Here is an 18,945-nt window from a genome sequence, read left to right as displayed (position 1 = left end):
TGCCGGAGCGGCAGCGGCACCTGCGCCGCCGGGCACGGCGAGCTGGCCGCCGGCCTGAACGGTGGCACCTTCCTCGGCGAGGATCGCGGTCAGCGTGCCTGCGGCGGGCGCGGGCACTTCGACCGAAACCTTGTCGGTCTCGAGCTCGCAGAGCATCTCGTCGGCGGCGACGCTGTCACCGACCTTCTTGAACCAGGTGGCCACCGTGGCTTCGGAGACGGATTCGCCCAGCGTGGGGACCATCACCTTGACCTCTTCGCCGCCCGCGGCGGCGGGCGCTTCGGCAGCCTTGGCCGAGGGGCGTTCCTCGACCGCCTCGGCACCGGCTTCGCCCGCGGGGGCGACATTGGCGAGCAGGGCGTCGACGCCCACGGTGTCGCCTTCCTTGGCCACGATGTCCGCAAGGACGCCGGCGACCGGGGAGGGGACCTCGACGGTCACCTTGTCGGTCTCGAGCTCGCAGAGCATCTCGTCCACGGCGACGGCGTCACCGGGCTTCTTGAACCAGGTGGCCACCGTGGCTTCGGTCACGGATTCACCCAGCGTGGGGACGCGCACTTCGGTCGTCATCGCTTCATTTCCCTTCGATGGTCAGCGCTTCGTTCACAAGCGCCTCTTGCTGTGCCTTGTGCTGGCTGGCCAGGCCCGTTGCGGGCGAGGCCGAGGTGGCGCGACCGACATAGACCGGCCGCTTGTGCGTGGCGTCAATGCGCCCCAGCACCCATTCGATATTGGGCTCGATGAAGGTCCAGGCGCCCTGGTTCTTGGGCTCTTCCTGGCACCAGACCATCTCGGCGCCCTTGAAGCGTTCCAGCTCCTTGACCAGCGAGATTGCCGGGAAGGGATAGAACTGCTCGACCCGCAGCAGGTAGACATCGTCGATGCCGCGGGCGTCGCGCTCCTCGAGCAGGTCGTAATAGACCTTGCCCGAGCACATCACGACGCGCTTGATCTTGTCGTCCGACACCAGCTTGGTTGCGCTTTCGCCGGATTCCGCGCTGTCCCAGAGGACGCGGTGGAACGAGGAGCCGGTGACGAAGTCCTTCGCCTCGGAGACCGCCAGCTTGTGACGCAGAAGCGATTTCGGCGTCATCAGGATCAGCGGCTTGCGGTAGCTGCGGTGCAGCTGGCGGCGCAGGATGTGGAAGTAGTTGGCCGGGGTCGAGACGTTGGCCACGATCCAGTTGTCCTGGCCGCACATCTGCAGGAAGCGCTCGAGGCGCGCCGAGCTGTGCTCGGGGCCCTGGCCTTCGAAGCCGTGCGGCAGCAGGCAGACGAGGCCCGACATGCGCAGCCACTTCGATTCACCCGACGAGATGAACTGGTCGAACATGATCTGCGCGCCGTTGGCGAAGTCGCCGAACTGGGCTTCCCAGAGCGTCAGCGCGTTGGGCTCGGCCAGCGAGTAGCCGTATTCGAAGCCCGAGACCGCGTATTCGGACAGCGCCGAGTCGATCACCTCGTAGCGGGCCTGGCCCTCGCGGATGTTGTTGAGCGGGTAGTAGCGCTCTTCGTTGTCCTGGTTGATCAGGCCCGAGTGGCGCTGCGAGAAGGTGCCGCGAGTCGAGTCCTGGCCGGCGAGGCGGACCGGGTAGCCCTCGGTCAGCAGCGAGCCGAAGGCCAGTGCTTCACCGGTCGCCCAGTCGAAGCCCTTGCCGCTCTCGAACATGTTCGATCGCGCCTCGAGGAAACGGCCCACGGTCTTGTGCAGCGGGAAGCCCTCGGGGACGGTGGTCAGCCCCTTGCCGACATCGGCCATGGTCTCGGGCGCGATCGCCGTCTCGCCGCGCTGGTAGTTGCCTTCCTTCTGCGCGTCGAGGTGCGACCAGCGGCCGTCGAGCCAGTCGGCCTTGTTCGGCTTGTAGGTCTTGCCGGCCTCGAATTCCTCGTTGAGGTGCGCTTGGAAGGCAGCCTTCATGTCCTCGATCTCGCCCTCGGGGATCAGCCCGTCCTTGACGAGACGATCGGTGTAGAGCGTCAGCGTGGTCTTCTGCTGCTTGATCTTCTTGTACATGATCGGGTTGGTGAACATGGGCTCGTCGCCCTCGTTGTGACCGAACCGGCGATAGCAGAAGATGTCGATGACCACGTCCTTGCCAAACTTCTGGCGGAACTCGGTCGCGACCTTGGCGGCGTGCACCACGGCCTCGGGGTCATCGCCGTTGACGTGGAAGATCGGCGCCTCGACCACCAGTGCGTTGTCGGTGGGGTAGGGCGAGGAGCGCGAGAAGTGCGGCGCGGTGGTGAAGCCGATCTGGTTGTTCACCACGATGTGGATGGTGCCGCCGGTGCGGTGGCCGCGCAGGCCCGAGAGCGCGAAGCACTCGGCCACGACGCCCTGGCCCGCGAAGGCCGCGTCGCCGTGCAGCAGCACCGGCAGAACCTGGGTGCGCTCGGTGTCGCCGAGCTGGTCCTGCTTGGCGCGGACCTTGCCCAGGACCACCGGGTTCACCGCCTCGAGGTGCGAGGGGTTGGCGGTCAGCGACAGGTGCACCTTGTTGCCGTCGAACTCGCGGTCCGAAGAGGCGCCGAGGTGGTATTTCACGTCGCCGGAACCGTCCACGTCCTCGGGCTTGAACGAGCCGCCCTGGAATTCGTTGAAGATCGCGCGGTAGGGCTTCTGCAGCACGTTGGCGAGCACCGACAGGCGGCCGCGGTGCGGCATGCCGAAGACGATCTCCTTGATGCCGAGGCTGCCGCCGCGCTTGATGATCTGCTCCATCGCAGGGATCAGCGACTCGCCGCCGTCGAGGCCGAAGCGCTTGGTGCCCATGTACTTGACGTGCAGGAACTTCTCGAAGCCCTCGGCTTCCACCATCTTGTTGAGGATCGCCTTGCGGCCCTCACGGGTGAATTTGACTTCCTTGCCGTAGCCCTCGATGCGCTCCTTGAGCCAAGCGGATTGCTCGGGGTCCGAGATGTGCATGTACTGCAGCGCGAAGGTGCCGCAGTAGGTGCGCTTGAGCACGCCCATGATCTCGCGCAGCGAGGCGACCTGCAGGCCGAGCACGTTGTCGATGAAGATCGGACGGTCCATGTCGGCTTCGGTGAAGCCGTAGGCCTTGGGGTCGAGCTCGGGGTGCGGGTCGCGGCCGTGCAGGCCCAGTGGGTCGAGATCGGCCGCGAGGTGACCGCGGATGCGGTGCGCGCGGATGATCATCAGCGCACGGATCGAGTCGAGCACGGCCCGCTTGATCTGGTCGTCGGTGACCGCGACGCCCTTCTCGGCGGCTTTCTCGGCGATCTTCTTGCCGGCGCCCTTCGCCTCGGCGGCGGGCATCAGCGGCCATTCGCCAGTGAGCGCGGCGGTCAGGTCGTCGTTCGGGGTCGGCGGCCAGTCGGCGCGCTCCCAGGAGGCGCCCTGCGCCTCGGCCTTCACGCTGGTCTCGTCGTCGCCGAGTTGTTTGAAGAACTCGCTCCACGCCTCGTCCACCGCGGAGGGGTCGTTTGCATAGCGGGCGTACATCTGTTCGAGATATTCCGCGTTCGCACCCTGCATGAAGCTGAGGGCGTGGAACTGGTCATTCGAGCCTTGATCCGTCATCGCGCGCATTCCTTTCTGACCGATCGTTGAAGCAGCAGGAGGGGGGCCTTCGGGAAAGGCCCCCGTCATGATGCTCCGGGTCGCGTTCGGGCCGGAACCCTGCAGGGGGTGCGGGGCGGACGTGCCGCCCCGCGCTGTGCTATTTAGCCCTTGATGGCTTTCATGACAGCTTCACCAAGCGTCGCCGGGCTGTCCGCGACCACGATACCGGCGGATTTCATCGCCTCGATCTTGGACTCGGCGTCGCCCTTGCCACCGGCGACGATCGCGCCAGCGTGGCCCATGCGGCGGCCCGGAGGAGCAGTGCGGCCCGCGATGAAACCGGCGGTCGGCTTCCAGCGGCCTTTCTTCTTCTGCTCGGCGAGGAACTCTGCCGCTTCCTCTTCTGCCGAACCACCGATCTCGCCGATCATGATGATCGACTGGGTTTCCGGATCGTCGAGGAACATGTCCAGCACGTCGATGTGCTCGGTGCCCTTGATGGGGTCGCCGCCGATGCCAACAGCCGACGACTGGCCGAGGCCCATGTCGGTGGTCTGCTTCACGGCTTCATAGGTCAGCGTGCCGGAACGCGAGACCACGCCGACCGAGCCGCGCTTGTGGATGTGGCCGGGCATGATGCCGATCTTGCAGGCGTCGGGGGTGATGACACCCGGGCAGTTCGGGCCGATCAGGCGCGACTTGCTGTCCACCAGCGCGCGCTTCACCTTCATCATGTCGAGGACGGGGATGCCCTCGGTGATGCAGATGATCAGCTCGATCTCGGCGTCGATCGCTTCGAGGATCGAGTCCGCAGCGAAGGGCGGCGGCACGTAGATCACCGAGGCGTTGGCTTCGGTCACGTGCTTGGCTTCGTGCACCGAGTTGAACACGGGCAGGCCAAGGTGCTCCTGGCCGCCTTTGCCGGGGGTCACGCCGCCGACCATCTTGGTGCCGTAGGCGATCGCCTGCTCGGTGTGGAAGGTGCCCTGCGAGCCGGTCAGGCCCTGACAGATGACTTTGGTGTTTTCGTTAACGAGGACTGCCATTGTGGCGTTCTCCTGATTGTCGCTGCGACGGGCGCAGCCAGAATTCCGGGGAGGGAGCGCCGCAGCGCCCCCAGACGCATCAGCCCTTGACCGCTTTCACGATCTTCTCGGCGCCGTCGGAGAGGTTGTCGGCAGCGATCACGTCCAGGCCGGACTCGTTGATGATCTTCTTGCCAAGCTCAACGTTGGTGCCTTCGAGGCGGACGACGAGCGGAACCTGCAGGCCCACTTCCTTCACCGCGGCGATGACGCCCTCGGCGATGACGTCGCAGCGCATGATGCCGCCGAAGATGTTGACGAGGATGCCCTTCACGTTCTTGTCGGACGTGATGATCTTGAACGCCTCGGTCACCTTCTCCTTGGTCGCGCCGCCACCGACGTCGAGGAAGTTGGCAGGCTCTGCGCCGTAGAGCTTGATGATGTCCATGGTCGCCATGGCCAGGCCCGCGCCGTTCACCATGCAGCCGATCTCACCATCCAGTGCGATGTAGTTGAGGTCGTACTTGGAGGCTTCGAGTTCCTTGGCGTCTTCCTCGGTCTCGTCGCGCAGGTTGGCGATGTCGGGCTGGCGGTACATGGCGTTGCCGTCGAAGCCGAGCTTCGCGTCGAGCACCTTGAGGTTGCCGCCGGGCATGAGGATCAGCGGGTTGATCTCCAGCATCTCCATGTCCTTCTCGATGAAGGCCTTGTAGAGCTGACCCATCAGCTTCACGCATTGCTTCATCGCCGGGCCTTCGAGGCCGAGGGCGAAGGCAACGCGGCGGCCGTGGAACGGCTGGTAGCCGGTGGCCGGGTCGACGGAGAACGACAGGATCTTCTCGGGGGTCGAGGCTGCGACTTCCTCGATGTCCATGCCGCCTTCGGTGGAGCATACGAAGGACACGCGCGAGGTGACGCGGTCGACGAGCAGGGCGAGATAGAGTTCGCGCTCGATGTCCGAGCCGTCCTCGATGTAGATGCGGTTGACCTGCTTGCCGGCCGGACCGGTCTGGTGGGTCACCAGGGTCTTGCCAAGCATCTTCTTGGCTTCTTCAGCCGCCTCTTCCACCGACTTGGCCAGACGGACGCCGCCCTTCTCGCCAGCTTCGGCTTCCTTGAACTTGCCCTTGCCGCGGCCACCTGCGTGGATCTGCGCCTTGACGACCCAGAGCGGACCGTCGAGCTCGCCGGCAGCGGACTTGGCTTCGTTGGCGCTGAGCACGACGCGGCCGTCCGAAACCGGGCAGCCGTATTCGCGCAGGAGCGCTTTCGCCTGATATTCATGGATGTTCATGGAAGACTCTTCCCGTCTTGCTGCGATTTCGCGGCCGGTATACGCGCGTCGTTCGCCTCGTGCGAAGGGATTTTTGGCTTTCGGCGAAGATTTGCGAGATTTTCTTGCCGTTGTGATCACGCGCTCAAAAAGCGTGATCACAAACTCGGTCGTGGTGAAATCCCATTGCCGTCTCACGTCGAAAGAATCAGCGTCCTGCCGTTGCGGAAGGCGAAATGCGAAGACCGAAAAAGCAAGGGCCCCGGCGCTGTTGCTGCCGGGGCCCGAAATTTGTTGGTGCCCGTGTGGGCACCGGCAGGGCTTACGCCAGGCTGCCGTCGATGCCCTTGCAGGCTTCGACCAGGCCGTTCACCGCGGCGACCGACTTGTCGAACATCTCCTGCTCTTCCTTGTTGAGCTTGATGTTCACGATCTTCTCGATGCCGCCGGCGCCGATCACGGTGGGCACGCCCACGTACATGTCTTTCAGGCCGAACTCGCCGTCGCAGTAGGCGGCGCAGGGCAGCACGCGCTTCTGGTCCTTGAGGTAGGCTTCCGCCATCTCGATGGCCGAGGTCGCGGGGGCGTAGAAGGCCGAGCCGGTCTTCAGCAGGCCGACGATCTCGGCGCCGCCGTCGCGGGTGCGCTGCACGATCGCGTCCAGCTTCTCCTGCGTGGTCCAGCCCATCTCGACCAGGTCCGGCAGCGGGATGCCGGCGACGGTGGAGTAACGGACGGAGGGCACCATGGTGTCGCCGTGGCCGCCGAGCACGAAGGCGGTGACGTCCTTCATCGACACGTCGAATTCCACCGACAGGAAGTGGCGGAAGCGCGCCGAGTCGAGCACGCCTGCCATGCCGCAGACCTTGTGCGCGGGCAGGCCCGAGAACTTCTGCAGCGCCCAGACCATCGCGTCGAGCGGGTTGGTGATGCAGATGACGAATGCGTCGGGAGCGTTTTCCTTGATGCCTTCGCCGACCGACTTCATCACCTTGAGGTTGATGCCCAGCAGGTCGTCGCGGCTCATGCCCGGCTTGCGCGGCACGCCGGCGGTGACGATGCAGACGTCTGCGCCCGCGATGTCGGCGTAGTCCTGGGTGCCCTTGAGCTTCGCGTCAAAGCCTTCGGAGGGGCCGGATTCCGCGATGTCGAGCGCTTTGCCTTCCGGCGTGCCTTCCGAGATGTCGAAGAGCACGACGTCGCCGAGTTCCTTCAGGGCCGCGAGATGTGCAAGCGTGCCGCCAATCTGTCCCGCGCCGATGAGGGCAATCTTGGGTCTGGCCATGGATCTGTTCTCCGCTCCATTTGTGAAGTCCGCCGCTTGCGTAAGGTCTCTGCCGCCGACGCGCAAGGGCGCTGCGGAGCAGCATCACGGAAGCTCGATTGCTGACCACGCGGCATGGTTGCGGTAAATGTGTTAAGTTTCGGTGTGTTAGCGCCGGTATGCGAGGGTATGCTTTCTGCGCCCCTCTGGACCTGTCGGGCCGCGGATCGCTTCAACCTGCGCGCGCAAAATGCCGCATTCACAGGCAATCAGGCGATTCTTTTCTGTGTCAGCCGCGCCCGCTGCGCTGCGCGAGATATTTCTCGAGCTGCACCAGCGCGTCATGGATCAGCACCGCGAAGAGCCCGACGATCAGCCCACCCTGCAGCACGAAGGCGGTGTTGCTGGTCAGCAGCCCGGCGATGATCACCTCGCCGAGCGTGCGGGCCGCCACCGTCGAGCCGATGGTCGCCGTTCCGAGGGCGATCACCACCGACAGGCGGATGCCACCGAGGATCACCGGCAGGGCCAGCGGCAGCTCGACTCGCCAGAGCCTCTGCCAGCGGCTGAGGCCGATGCCGCGCGCCGCCTCCATGGTGCTGGCGGGCAGGGTCGAGAGGCCGGTCATGGCGTTCTCGAAGATCGGCAGGAGGCCATAGAGAAAGAGCGCCACCAGCGTCGGCCCCGCGCCGAAGCCGAGTGCCGGGACGGCGAGCGCCAGAACCGCGACCGGCGGGAAGGTCTGGCCGACATTGGTGATGGTGCGCGAGAGCGGCCGGAAGGCGGCGCCGGCGGGGCGGGTGACGAGGATCGCCAGCGTCACCGCCACGATGGTGGCGGCGAGCGAGGCCATGGCGACAAGGCCGAGGTGGCTCAGCGAAAGCGAGAGCAGCGAGCTGCGGGTGTAGATCACCGGCCCGTTCTCGGGCGCGAAGGGGGCGAAGGCCGGGGCGAAGGCTCCCGGCTTCAGCACCAGCGCCAGCAGCAGCGCGATGAGCGCCACGCGCAGGAACATCCCCGGTTTCACGCGTGGCGCTCCGCCCGCGCCCGTATGGCCGCGAGCGTGACCCGCCCGGCGGGGGCGCCCTCCGTTTCGACGGGGACCGCCTCGCGCCCGGTCCAGAGGCAGGCGGAGAGCGCCTCGCGCAGGGTCGCCTCTGCGGGCAGGGGGGCGCCTTCGGCGGTGCCCGGTTCGACCAGATCGGAGACGGGGATCAGCGAGAGCAGCCGCATGGGCCGTTCGGCATCCCCGACCATGTCAGCGACAAAGGCGGTGGCTGGCGCGGCGACGATCTCTTCCGGGGGGCCGTATTGCACCAGCCGCCCGCCATCCATCACCGCGATGCGGTCGCCGAGGCGGATCGCCTCGTCCATGTCGTGGGTGACCAGCATGATCGTCGAGCCGAGCTTGCGCTGGATGGCGCGCAGATCTTCCTGCGCGCGGGTGCGGATGATCGGGTCGAGCGCGCCGAAGGGCTCGTCCATCAGCAGAAGGTCCGGGCGCGAGGCCAGCGCGCGGGCGACGCCGACGCGCTGCTGCTGCCCGCCCGACAGCTCCAGCGGCAGTCGGTCGCGAAATTCGGCGGGCTCCATGCCGAAGAGGGTCAGCAACTCGTCCACCCGGGCGGCGATCTTCTCCTTCGGCCAGCCGAGCAGCTCGGGCACGGCCCCGATGTTGCGCGCAACCGTGTGGTGCGGAAAGAGCCCATGGCCCTGGATCGCGTAGCCGATGCGGCGGCGCAGGAGGTGGGGCTTCACCGCGTGGGTCGGCTCGCCGTTGATGCGGACCTCGCCCGAACTGGGCTCCACCAGCCGGTTGATCATTCGCAAGAGCGTGGTCTTGCCCGAGCCCGAGGTGCCGACGATCGCGGTGATCGTGCCGGTCTCGGCGGTGAGCGAGACGGCATCGACAGCGCGGGTCTGGCCGTAGAGCTTTGTGATCCTGTCGATCTCGATCATGTCTGACGCTCCGGAGTGCGGCGGGTGAGGTCGACGAGGATGTCCATGACGATCGCCGCGACAAGGGCCATGAGGACGGTGGGCAGCGCACCCAGCAGGATGAGGTCGGTGGCAGTCTGGTTGAGGCCCTGGAAGACGAAGCTGCCGAAGCCGCCGCCGCCGATCAGCCCGGCGATGACCGCAAGGCCGATGTTCTGCACCAGCACGATGCGCAGCCCGGCGAGGATCACCGGCATGGCCAGCGGCAGCTCGACCTTCCGCAGGCGCTGCATGCCGGTCATGCCCATGCCGCGGGCGGCCTCGATCGCGGCGGGGGGGCGTGGCGGCGAGCCCGGTCACGGTATTGGCGGCCACAGGGAGCAGCGAATAGAGCACAAGCGCGAGGAAGGCGGGGGCAAAGCCGATGCCGGCGATGCCGAGCGCCTGGGCGGCGGGATAGGTCGTGGCCACCCAGCCGAGGATCGGGATCATGATGCCGAACATGGCGAGCGAGGGAATGGTCTGCAGAAAGCTCAGGACCGGCAGCGTTGCGCCGCGCAGGCTGGCGTTGCGGTGGCACAGGATGCCGAGCGGAAAGCCGATCAGCGCTGCGGCACCAAGCGAGCCGAGTGCGAGGGCGAGATGGCGCAGGGCAGCGCTGCGGAAGGCGTCCTTGCGGCTGGCATACTCCTGCATCACCGACAGATCAGACAGCGCGCCGGACAAGAGCAGCGCGGCCAGCGCGGCCAGCAGAAGCGCCAGGAGCCCGGCGCGGGCGCGCGGCCCGGGGCGGAGCTGCGAGAGGGCATCGGCCATCAGCAGCATCAGCACCAGCAGCAGGCACCAGGCCCCGGCGGCGGGAGAGACCCGGGCGAGGTCTCCGGCGCCGGCCAGTTGGCTTGCGGCGCCTTGCGCGGTCAGGAAGATCAGCCCGGCGAGGCCGAGCAGGCTGCCACCGAGGCGGCGCAGGGGTGCCCCTGCGGGGATGCCGAGCGCGAGCCCGGCAGCGAGGGCAAGGCCGCCCGCGATGACCGCAGCCGTTGGCGCGCAGTCCCAGAGCATGACACCCTCGCCCGCGACGATGCGGTTGGCGCGCAGGGTGAGGAAGGGCAGGGCGAGCGACGCCAGCCCTAGCGCCGCGAAGAGCAGCCCGGGCGGGGACAGCGCCCGCCCGGTCAAGCCTTGTTCCGAGGTGACCGCGATCAGTCCAGCACCCCGGATTTGGTGAGGTAGTCGCGTGCCACCGCCTCGGCGGGCTCACCCCCGACCTGGATGCGGCCATTGAGCTCCTGCAGGGTCTCCATCGTCAGCCCTTCGAAGATCGGGTTCAGCACCTCGGGGATCGAGGGGTATTCCTCGAGAACGGCGTCGCGGACGATGGGGGTGGGTTCGTAGACCGGCTGCACGCCCTTGTCGTCCTTCATCACCTTGAGCCCGGTTGCGCCGACACCGCCGTCGGTGCCGTAGACCATGGCCGCGTTGACGCCCGAGGTGCCCCGCGCGGCGGCCTGGATCGTCGCCGCGGTGTCGCCGCCCGAGAGGATCACGGTCTGGTCCTCGGTCAGCTCGAAGCCGTAGGTCTCCTGCATGGCGGGCAGCACTGCGGGGGAGGAGACGAACTCCGTCGAGGCCGCCAGTTTCACATCTCCACCGCCCGCGACCCATTTTCCGAAGTCGCTCATCGTGTCGAGGCTGTTTTCCTCGGCCACGGGGCCGGTCACCGCGATGGCCCAGGTGTTGTTCGCCGGGGCGGAGCTAAGCCAGGTGATGCCGTTTTCGGCGTCGAGTTCCTTGGCGCGGTCATGGGCGGCAGTGGCGTCCTTCCAGGTTTCCGCGTCGGCCTCGTTGAAGAAGAAGGCCGCGTTGCCGGTGTACTCGGGATAGATGTCGATCTGACCTGCGAGGATCGCCTCGCGGACCACCTGCGTGCCGCCCAGTTGCAGGCGCCGCTCGACCGGCAGGCCCGCATCTTCGAGCGCGAGGGCGATCATGTTTCCGAGCAGCCCGCCCTCTGTGTCGATCTTCGACGAGACGGTGATGTCGGCCTCTGCTGTGCCAGCGAGCCCCGCGGCGAGGCTGGCGGCGGCGAGAATAGATGTGCGGATCATGGCGCGTCCGGCTCCCTTCCGTTGCGTCCTGTCGAGTATGACAGAGTTCCGCTCAGAAACTAGGATTGGACCGGCATAGGCCAAGTCTTCCGCGGAATTTCCCGGAGGGAGCAGGTCTCAGGTTGCGCGATTCAGGCATCGCTTTCCTTGGGCGGGAGATGTTCGGCGAGGGTTTCGAAGGCCAGCCCGCTTGCGACGAGGCAGGTAACGCCGGTACTGGAGGTGACGGTGATCGTCCATGTGCCGGTCTCGTCGGAGGCGAAAACCTCCATCACCGCGTTGTCGCTGCCAAGACCGATGGACTGTCGCGTCTCGCCGTAGGTTTCGGCGAGCCGGGCGACGACCACGTCCCGCGGGCCGCAGGCCCGGCTCTCGGCGTACCCGGCGGAGGGCAGGGCGGCAAGGCCCGCGCAGAAGCATATCGCAAGCCATGCGCGCCATGCGGAGGTGGGCTGTGGCCCGGGTAGGGAGGTCGTTGGATATGCCGTCATCGGCTTTCCTTTCAACGGGATGGTCCTTTCACGGGGGGTGCAAGCGCGACCGGATGAGGTAGCCGATCAGAGACGCTTGCAGGAGAGGTACCTGCCTCGGACTTTGAGCCTGCGGGGCAAGTCCGAAGGATTGGTAAAGGATGCGCCCGCGGTTAAAATGCGCCGTTCTTCTGCGCCGCGGCATGAATGCCCTTGCAGTTTTTGGAAAACAATTGCATCACTGGCGCAAGATTATTGCTCGAAGGAGGAAGGCATGGATCTCGCGCTGCGGCCCTATCGCTCGGTACTTTACATCCCCGGCTCGAAGGAGCGGGCGCTGGACAAGGCGCGCAACCTCACGGTGGATGCGATCATCTTCGACCTCGAGGATGCGGTGGCCCCGGCGGAGAAACCTGCCGCGCGCGAGACGCTGGCCGCCGCGCTGGGCGTGGGCGGCTACGGCAACCGCACGCGGATTGTGCGGATCAACGGGCTCGACACCGAGTGGGGCGAGGCGGATGCCCGTGCGGCCGATGCCATGGATTGCGACGCCGTGCTGCTGCCCAAGGTCGAAACTCCGGCGCAGCTCGACGCGCTGGCGGCGCTCACGGGCAAGCCGCTTTGGGCGATGATGGAGACGCCGAGGGGCATGCTGAACGCGCAGGCGATCGGCGCGCATCCGCGGCTTGCGGGCATGGTCATGGGCACCAACGACCTGGCCAAGGAGCTGAACTCGCGCTTCCGTGCCGACCGGCTGCCGATGCTGACCTCGCTGCAACTCTGCCTGCTGGCCGCGAAGGCCTCGGGCTGCGTCATCGTCGACGGGGTCTACAATGCCTTCAAGGATGACGAGGGGCTGCGGGCCGAATGCGACCAGGGCCGCGACATGGGGTTCGACGGCAAGACGCTGATCCACCCGGCGCAGGTCGAGATCGCCAATGCCGCCTTTGCCCCGACCGAAGGCGAGATCGACCTCGCCCGCCGGCAGATCCACGCCTTCGAGGAGGCCGAGGCCGCGGGGCAGGGGGTTGCCGTCGTCGACGGCAAGATCGTCGAGAATCTGCATGTTTTCACGGCGAAGTCGGTGCTCGCCAAGGCAGAAGCCATTGCCGCCATGGGGGCTTGAGGGCAGGCTCGGGGCGGACCCGGCAAGAGGAGACCCCCAATGCTGCTTCTGATTCTCGGCGTCGCGCTCTGGTGGGCGGCGCATCTGTTCAAACGCCTCGCCCCGGAAGCGCGGGCGAAGATGGGCGACAAGGGCAAGGGCGTGGTGGCGCTCGCCCTGCTCGTCAGCGTGATACTGATGATTTTCGGCTACCGCATGGCCGATGGCGCCTTTTTCTACGGGCGCACCCCGGCCACGGTCGGGATCAACAACCTGCTGATGCTGGCGGCGCTCTATTTCACCTCGCCCGGCCCGAAGAAGGGCGCGCTCTTTTACAAGATGCGCCACCCGATGCTGACCGGCTTCCTGCTCTGGGCCATCGCCCACCTGCTGGTGAACGGCGACACGCCCTCCTTCGTGCTCTTCGGCGGGCTCGGGATCTGGGCACTGGTCGAGATGAGCACGATCAACCGCAGCGAACCGCAGTGGACACCGCCGCCGAAGGGCGAGATCAAGAAGGACCTGGTCTTTGCCGGGGCCAGTGTAGTGCTGCTCTTCGTGATCGGCGCGATCCACACCTGGCTCGGCTACCCGACCTTTGGATGAGCTAACTACCGGAACGAGACTCATGAAAATCTATCGACTGCTGACCGAGGATGACACTTCGGCCTTCTGCCACAAGGTGTCCGAGGCCCTGAGCAAGGGCTGGGAGCTCTACGGCAGCCCGACCTATGCCTTCGATGCGGCCAATGGCGTGATGCGCTGCGGACAGGCCGTGACCAAGGACATCGAGACCCCCTACACGCCGGACATGAAACTGGGAGCTCAGTGATGGCCAAGACCAACCCCGGGCGCTTCTTCGAGGAATACCGCATCGGCGAGGTCATGGACCACGCCGTGCCGCGCACCGTCTCGGGCGGGGAGCGGGCGCTCTACCACGCGCTCTACCCGGCCCGGCATGCGCTCTATTCCTCGGACGAGTTTGCCCGGAGCGTTGGTCTGCCCGGCGCGCCGCTGGACGATCTGGCGGCGTTCCACCTGGTTTTCGGCAAGACCGTGCCCGACGTCTCGCTGAACGCGGTGGCAAACCTCGGCTATGCCGAGGGGCGCTGGCTGGTGCCTGTCTATCCGGGGGACACGCTGCGCGCCTCCTCCGAGGTGATCGGGCTCAAGCAGAACTCCAATGGCAAATCGGGTGTCGTCTATGTGCGCACGCGCGGCACCAACCAGCGCGGTGAGACCGTGCTGGAGTTTTGCCGCTGGGTGATGGTGCGGAAGAAGGATCCAGGCGCACCCGCGCCCGAGACGGTCCTGCCCGAGCTGAAGAAGGCGCTTGCACCCGAAGATTTGGTGATCCCTGCGGGCCTCGACTTCAGCAGTTACGATTTCCCCCTTGCCGGAGAGCCGCATCGCTGGGGCGATTACGCAGTCGGCGAGCAGATCGACCACGTCGACGGGGTGACCATCGAGGAGGCCGAGCACATGCTCGCCACCCGTCTTTGGCAGAACACCGCCAAGGTGCATTTCGACGCCACCCATCGCGAGGACGGCAAGCGGCTGATCTACGGGGGGGCATGTGATTTCCTTGGCGCGGGCGCTCAGCTTCAACGGTCTGGCGAACGCGCAGATGATCGTCGGGCTCAACGGCGGGGCGCATGCAAACCCTTGTTTTGCAGGGGATACCGTCAAGGTCTGGTCCGAGGTCCTGGACCGGGCAGAGACCCCGGCACCCGGCATCGGCGCGCTGCGGCTGCGGCTGGTGGCGACCCGCGGAGGGGCGCCCTTCGCGCTGAAGGGCGCCGACGGAAAGTATCTGCCGGAGGTTCTGCTCGACCTCGATTACTGGGCGCTGATCCCGCGCTGATCTGTCGCGGCGGCCGGGGTGTGATCCGTGTTGAGTCGCGATGCTGCGCCGGCGAAATCCGAGTTAAACACTTGGGAATAAGGCGACTCTGCGGAAGATGCCGTTAGCGCCGGAAATGTGATCACGCTTTTTCAAGTGTGATCACATAATCCGATCATTTTTTGGAATTGAGTGGAAAAAACACGCTCAGGCGTCGCGCAGCCGCGTGACAGGGCGGGGCAAGAGGCGCTAGAACCCGGCCACAAGGGAACCGAAAAGGACAAGCCATGGCTGAAGAGAACCGGATCCAGCGCCCGCTCTCCCCCTTCATGATCGGGCCGTATTACAGACCGCAGCTCACCTCCATGAGCTCCATCCTCACCCGCATCACCGGCAACGCGATGATCGTCGCGGTCTTCCTCATCGTCTGGTGGCTGCTGGCCCTGGCCGCAGGGCCCGAGGCTTTCGCCACCGCCGAATGGTGGATCACCAGCTGGGTGGGCAACCTCGTGATGTTCCTCTCGCTCTGGGGCATCTGGTACCACTACCTCGCGGGTCTGCGGCACCTGATCTTCGACGCGGGCAAGGGGCTCGACATTCCGACCGCCGAGAAGCTCGGCTGGATCTGCGTCTACGGCTCGGTGGTTCTGACCATCCTGACCGTGATCATCTACTGGATCTGAGGAAGGCGACAGACATGCGTTATCTGACCGACCGCAAGCGCGCCGTTGGCAAGGGCTCGGCCCATTCCGGCGCGGAACACCACTGGCACATGATCGTCAGCGCCGTCGCGCTCGCCTTCATGGTTCCGACCTTCCTCTTCATCTTCGGCAACGCGCTCGGCTCCGGCTACGAGGCCGCGCTGGCGACCTTCCAGAAGCCCTTCGTGGCGATCCTGACCGGCCTCGTGCTGGTCGTCGGCCTGCAGCACTTCCAGAAAGGTGCTCGCGTCATGCTCGAGGATTACACCTCGGGCACCACGCGCAAGCTGCTGATCATGCTGGTTGCCGGCCTGTGCTGGTCGCTGACCGCCGCCGGCCTCTTCGCGCTCGCCAAGATCGCCCTCTGAGAGAAAGACTGAAAGATGGCTGCATACGAATACGAGACGCATGACTATGACGTCGTGGTCGTGGGGGCCGGCGGCGCCGGCCTGCGCGCCACCCTCGGCATGGCAGAGCAGGGCCTGCGTACCGCCTGCGTGACCAAGGTTTTCCCCACCCGCTCGCACACCGTCGCGGCGCAGGGCGGCATTGCCGCCTCGCTGGCCAACATGGGCCCGGACAACTGGCAGTGGCACATGTACGACACGGTGAAGGGCTCCGACTGGCTCGGCGACACCGACGCCATGGAATACCTCGCCCGGTCCGCGCCCGCCGCGGTCTACGAGCTCGAGCACTACGGCGTGCCGTTCTCGCGCACCGAGGAAGGCAAGATCTACCAGCGTCCCTTCGGCGGCCACACCACCGAGTTCGGTGAAGGCCCCGCCGTGCAGCGCACCTGCGCCGCGGCCGACCGGACCGGCCATGCGATCCTGCACACGCTCTATGGCCAGTCGCTGAAGAACAACGCCGAGTTCTACATCGAATACTTCGCCATCGACCTGCTGATGGAAGACGGCGTCTGCAAGGGCGTGCTGTGCTGGAAGCTCGATGACGGCACCTTCCACGTGTTCAACGCCAAGATGGTCGTGCTGGCCACCGGCGGCTACGGCCGGGCCTACTTCTCGGCCACCTCGGCGCACACCTGCACCGGTGACGGCGGCGGCATGGTGGCCCGTGCGGGCCTGCCGCTGCAGGACATGGAGTTCGTGCAGTTCCACCCGACGGGCATCTACGGCTCGGGCTGCCTGATCACCGAGGGTGCCCGCGGTGAAGGCGGCTACCTGACCAACAAGGACGGCGAGCGGTTCATGGAGCGCTACGCGCCCCAGTACAAGGACCTCGCGCCCCGCGACTACGTCTCGCGCTGCATGACCATGGAAATCCGCGAAGGCCGCGGCGTGGGCGAGCACGGTGATCACATCCACCTGAACCTCTCGCACCTGCCCAAGGAAGCGCTCGCCGAGCGTCTGCCGGGCATCTCCGAAAGCGCGAAGATCTTCGCCGGCGTGGACGTGACCAAGGAGCCGATCCCGGTTCTGCCGACTGTGCACTACAACATGGGCGGCATTCCCACGAACTACTGGGGCGAGGTGCTGAACCCGACCGCCGAGAACCAGAATGCCGTCGTTCCGGGCCTGATGGCCGTGGGCGAGGCGGGCTGCGCCTCGGTGCACGGGGCGAACCGCCTTGGGTCCAACTCGCTGATCGACCTCGTGGTCTTCGGTCGCGCCGCCGCGATCCGCGCCGGCGAGGTGGTCGACCGTGCGGGTGCCGTGCCGACCGCGCCGAAATCGCAGATCGACAAGGCCTTCGACCGTTTCGACGGCGTGCGCAACGCCTCGGGGGCGATCCCGACCGCCGAGCTGCGCCTCGAGATGCAGCGTACCATGCAGGCTGATGCCGCGGTGTTCCGTGCCTCCGAGACGCTGAAGGAAGGCAAGGAAAAGATGACCGAGATCGCCGGCAAGATGGGTGACATCAAGGTCACGGACCGCTCGCTGATCTGGAACTCGGACCTGATGGAAAGCCTCGAGCTGACCAACCTCATGCCGAACGCCATCGCGACCATCGTCGGCGCCGAGGCGCGCCACGAGAGCCGCGGCGCCCACGCGCACGAGGACTTTGCCAACCGGGACGACGAGAACTGGCGTGTGCACACGATCAGCCGCGTCGAGGGCAACAAGGTCGAGCTCAGCTACCGTCCGGTGGTTGTCGACCCGCTGACCACCGAAGCCGAAGGTGGCATCTCGCTGAAGAAGATCGCGCCGAAGGCACGGACGTTCTGATGCGCGTTGCCCTTGGCCTCGTACTCGTGCTGGCGGCCTGTTCGGTCCAGACGCAGGACCAGATTGCGCGGCAGGCCGCGAAATCCACGGTCGCCCGCGTCGTGGCCGACAAGTACCCCGGCCTGCCGGTGGAGCCGGCGCTGGATTGCGTGATCGACAATGCGTCGTCCACGCAAATCTACGCGCTGGCCGCCGACAGCGTCACCGGGCCGACCGCGAGCACCGTCGAGGTGGTTTCCGACATCGTCTCGAAGCCCGAGACACTGACCTGCCTGGCAGCCGAAGGGCTGCCGGCCCTCATCCGATAGGAGAGCGACATGGTTCAATTCACACTTCCCAAGAACTCCAAGATCCGCACCGGCAAGACCTGGCCGAAGCCCGAGGGCGCGACCAACGTGCGGGCGTTCAAGATCTACCGCTGGAACCCCGATGACGGTGAGAACCCGCGGGTCGACACCTACTTCCTCGACATGGACAAATGCGGTCCGATGGTCCTGGACGCGCTGATCAAGATCAAGAACGAGATCGATCCGACGCTGACCTTCCGCCGCTCCTGCCGCGAAGGCATCTGCGGCTCCTGCGCGATGAACATCGACGGGATCAACACGCTGGCCTGCATCTACGGTCTCGACGAGGTGAAGGGCGACGTGAAGATCTACCCGCTGCCGCACATGCCGGTGGTCAAGGACCTGATCCCCGACCTGACGCATTTCTACGCGCAGCACGCCTCGATCATGCCCTGGCTCGAGACCAAGACCAACCGTCCCCAGAAAGAGTGGCGGCAGTCCATCGAGGACCGCAAGAAGCTCGACGGTCTTTACGAGTGCGTCATGTGCGCCTCGTGCTCGACCGCCTGCCCGAGCTACTGGTGGAACTCCGACCGCTACCTCGGCCCGGCGGCGCTGCTGCATGCCTACCGCTGGATCATCGACAGCCGCGACGAAGCCACCGGCGAGCGCCTCGACAACCTCGAGGACCCGTTCAAGCTCTATCGCTGCCACACGATCATGAACTGCGCCAAGACCTGCCCGAAGGGTCTGAACCCGGCCAAGGCGATCTCCGAGATCAAGAAGATGATGCTCAACCGGCACGTCTGATCCAGAGCGCTGCGCGATCCCGAAACGCCGTGCCCGAAAGGGCGCGGCGTTTTTTCATGTCCGGTCTCCCTGTGTACCGTTGCGCTCAGCGCAGAGCGTCGTTGCAGCATCGGCGGGTGTGCCGCAATGCGCGAAGCCCTATGTAGGGAAGCGGACGGGAGGAGATCGAGAGATCAAGGATAGACGCTATGACCAGCACCGCTGCAAAGACCGAGACCACCGCCCGTGAAGCCCTCGACGCGCTCGAGCAGGCCTTCGCCTACTACCAGCCCGAGCCCGTGCTCGTGCATGTCGCGCACAAGGATGTGACCGCCGATCTGGGCACGCTGGACTATTACCGCGCCGCCTGAGGGTGGTTGCCGGTCGCGCGGCCCGCTAAGGTTTAGGCCATGCGCGCTGCCTGCCAATC

The 18,945-nt window shown here is 66.1% G+C and carries 19 protein-coding genes and 2 pseudogenes; 10 read left to right on the top strand and 11 right to left on the bottom strand.

Features of this window, described 5'->3' with window-relative positions; translation table 11 throughout:
• The 11 genes and pseudogenes from CLG85_RS22180 to CLG85_RS22130 all read right to left on the bottom strand — a co-directional run.
• On the bottom strand, positions 1-570 hold a 570-nt coding region (locus CLG85_RS22180), incomplete at its 3' end, for a biotin/lipoyl-containing protein (protein WP_311735027.1).
• A gap of 4 nt (positions 571-574) precedes the next feature.
• Positions 575-3,544, bottom strand: coding sequence for a 2-oxoglutarate dehydrogenase E1 component (locus CLG85_RS22175; RefSeq protein WP_260350022.1), 2,970 nt, complete (start codon positions 3,542-3,544; stop codon positions 575-577).
• 143 nt (positions 3,545-3,687) lie between these two features.
• Complete coding sequence (gene sucD, locus CLG85_RS22170; protein WP_095880431.1) at positions 3,688-4,572, bottom strand: succinate--CoA ligase subunit alpha; 885 nt, start codon at positions 4,570-4,572, stop codon at positions 3,688-3,690.
• Positions 4,573-4,651: 79 nt separating this feature from the next.
• A complete protein-coding gene (gene sucC, locus CLG85_RS22165) occupies positions 4,652-5,845 on the bottom strand; it encodes an ADP-forming succinate--CoA ligase subunit beta (RefSeq protein ID WP_095880430.1) in 1,194 nt (397 codons plus the stop codon).
• A 301-nt stretch (positions 5,846-6,146) separates the two neighbouring features.
• On the bottom strand, positions 6,147-7,109 hold the full coding sequence (gene mdh / locus CLG85_RS22160) for a malate dehydrogenase (protein ID WP_092424989.1): 963 nt from the start codon (positions 7,107-7,109) through the stop codon (positions 6,147-6,149).
• A 268-nt stretch (positions 7,110-7,377) separates the two neighbouring features.
• Positions 7,378-8,103: an ABC transporter permease gene (locus CLG85_RS22155; protein ID WP_095880429.1), complete on the bottom strand. Its 726-nt coding sequence runs from the start codon at positions 8,101-8,103 to the stop codon at positions 7,378-7,380.
• An 8-nt stretch (positions 8,104-8,111) separates the two neighbouring features.
• Positions 8,112-9,047 (bottom strand): ABC transporter ATP-binding protein, encoded by a 936-nt coding sequence (locus CLG85_RS22150; RefSeq protein ID WP_260350021.1) that lies wholly within the window; start codon positions 9,045-9,047, stop codon positions 8,112-8,114.
• Positions 9,044-9,319, bottom strand: coding sequence for an ABC transporter permease subunit (locus tag CLG85_RS22145; protein ID WP_260350020.1), 276 nt, complete (start codon positions 9,317-9,319; stop codon positions 9,044-9,046). Before CLG85_RS22145 ends, CLG85_RS22150 begins: the two co-directional genes overlap by 4 nt.
• Positions 9,320-9,779: 460 nt before the next feature.
• Positions 9,780-10,205: pseudogene (locus CLG85_RS28115) on the bottom strand (ABC transporter permease); the annotation flags it as partial.
• 23 nt (positions 10,206-10,228) lie between these two features.
• Positions 10,229-11,134 (bottom strand): glycine betaine ABC transporter substrate-binding protein OsmF, encoded by a 906-nt coding sequence (gene osmF / locus CLG85_RS22135; protein WP_263619809.1) that lies wholly within the window; start codon positions 11,132-11,134, stop codon positions 10,229-10,231.
• Positions 11,135-11,265: 131 nt separating this feature from the next.
• On the bottom strand, positions 11,266-11,625 hold the full coding sequence (locus CLG85_RS22130; RefSeq protein ID WP_235865440.1) for a hypothetical protein: 360 nt from the start codon (positions 11,623-11,625) through the stop codon (positions 11,266-11,268).
• Between the two features lie 253 nt (positions 11,626-11,878).
• On the opposite strand from CLG85_RS22130, the gene CLG85_RS22125 reads away from it, so the two are divergent.
• From CLG85_RS22125 to CLG85_RS22080, 10 genes and pseudogenes are all read left to right on the top strand, one after another.
• A complete protein-coding gene (locus tag CLG85_RS22125; protein ID WP_095883035.1) occupies positions 11,879-12,730 on the top strand; it encodes an HpcH/HpaI aldolase/citrate lyase family protein in 852 nt (283 codons plus the stop codon).
• A 39-nt stretch (positions 12,731-12,769) separates the two neighbouring features.
• Positions 12,770-13,315, top strand: a complete 546-nt coding sequence (locus CLG85_RS22120) for an NnrU family protein (protein ID WP_095883036.1) — start codon at positions 12,770-12,772, stop codon at positions 13,313-13,315.
• 22 nt (positions 13,316-13,337) lie between these two features.
• Positions 13,338-13,541, top strand: coding sequence for a DUF1737 domain-containing protein (locus CLG85_RS22115; RefSeq protein WP_095883037.1), 204 nt, complete (start codon positions 13,338-13,340; stop codon positions 13,539-13,541).
• Positions 13,541-14,573: pseudogene (locus CLG85_RS22110) on the top strand (MaoC family dehydratase). The gene CLG85_RS22115 and the pseudogene CLG85_RS22110 overlap by 1 nt, the downstream one beginning before the upstream one ends.
• Positions 14,574-14,839: 266 nt before the next feature.
• Positions 14,840-15,235, top strand: coding sequence for a succinate dehydrogenase, cytochrome b556 subunit (sdhC, locus tag CLG85_RS22105; protein WP_095883039.1), 396 nt, complete (start codon positions 14,840-14,842; stop codon positions 15,233-15,235).
• 14 nt (positions 15,236-15,249) lie between these two features.
• Entirely contained in the window at positions 15,250-15,621 is a 372-nt protein-coding gene (gene sdhD / locus CLG85_RS22100; protein ID WP_095883040.1) for a succinate dehydrogenase, hydrophobic membrane anchor protein, read from the top strand.
• A gap of 15 nt (positions 15,622-15,636) precedes the next feature.
• Entirely contained in the window at positions 15,637-17,439 is a 1,803-nt protein-coding gene (gene sdhA / locus CLG85_RS22095) for a succinate dehydrogenase flavoprotein subunit (protein WP_095883041.1), read from the top strand.
• Positions 17,439-17,747 (top strand): hypothetical protein, encoded by a 309-nt coding sequence (locus tag CLG85_RS22090; RefSeq protein WP_095883042.1) that lies wholly within the window; start codon positions 17,439-17,441, stop codon positions 17,745-17,747. Before sdhA ends, CLG85_RS22090 begins: the two co-directional genes overlap by 1 nt.
• A gap of 9 nt (positions 17,748-17,756) precedes the next feature.
• A complete protein-coding gene (locus CLG85_RS22085; RefSeq protein WP_224844011.1) occupies positions 17,757-18,536 on the top strand; it encodes a succinate dehydrogenase iron-sulfur subunit in 780 nt (259 codons plus the stop codon).
• A 188-nt stretch (positions 18,537-18,724) separates the two neighbouring features.
• Positions 18,725-18,886, top strand: a complete 162-nt coding sequence (locus CLG85_RS22080; RefSeq protein WP_224844010.1) for a hypothetical protein — start codon at positions 18,725-18,727, stop codon at positions 18,884-18,886.
• Positions 18,887-18,945 lie beyond the last annotated feature (59 nt).

Origin of the sequence: Alloyangia mangrovi (assembly GCF_002300555.2) — a bacterium.
Classification (GTDB): domain Bacteria; phylum Pseudomonadota; class Alphaproteobacteria; order Rhodobacterales; family Rhodobacteraceae; genus Salipiger; species Salipiger mangrovi.
Note: the sequence above shows the minus strand (reverse complement) of the source record. Positions and strands in the feature narration are given on the sequence as shown.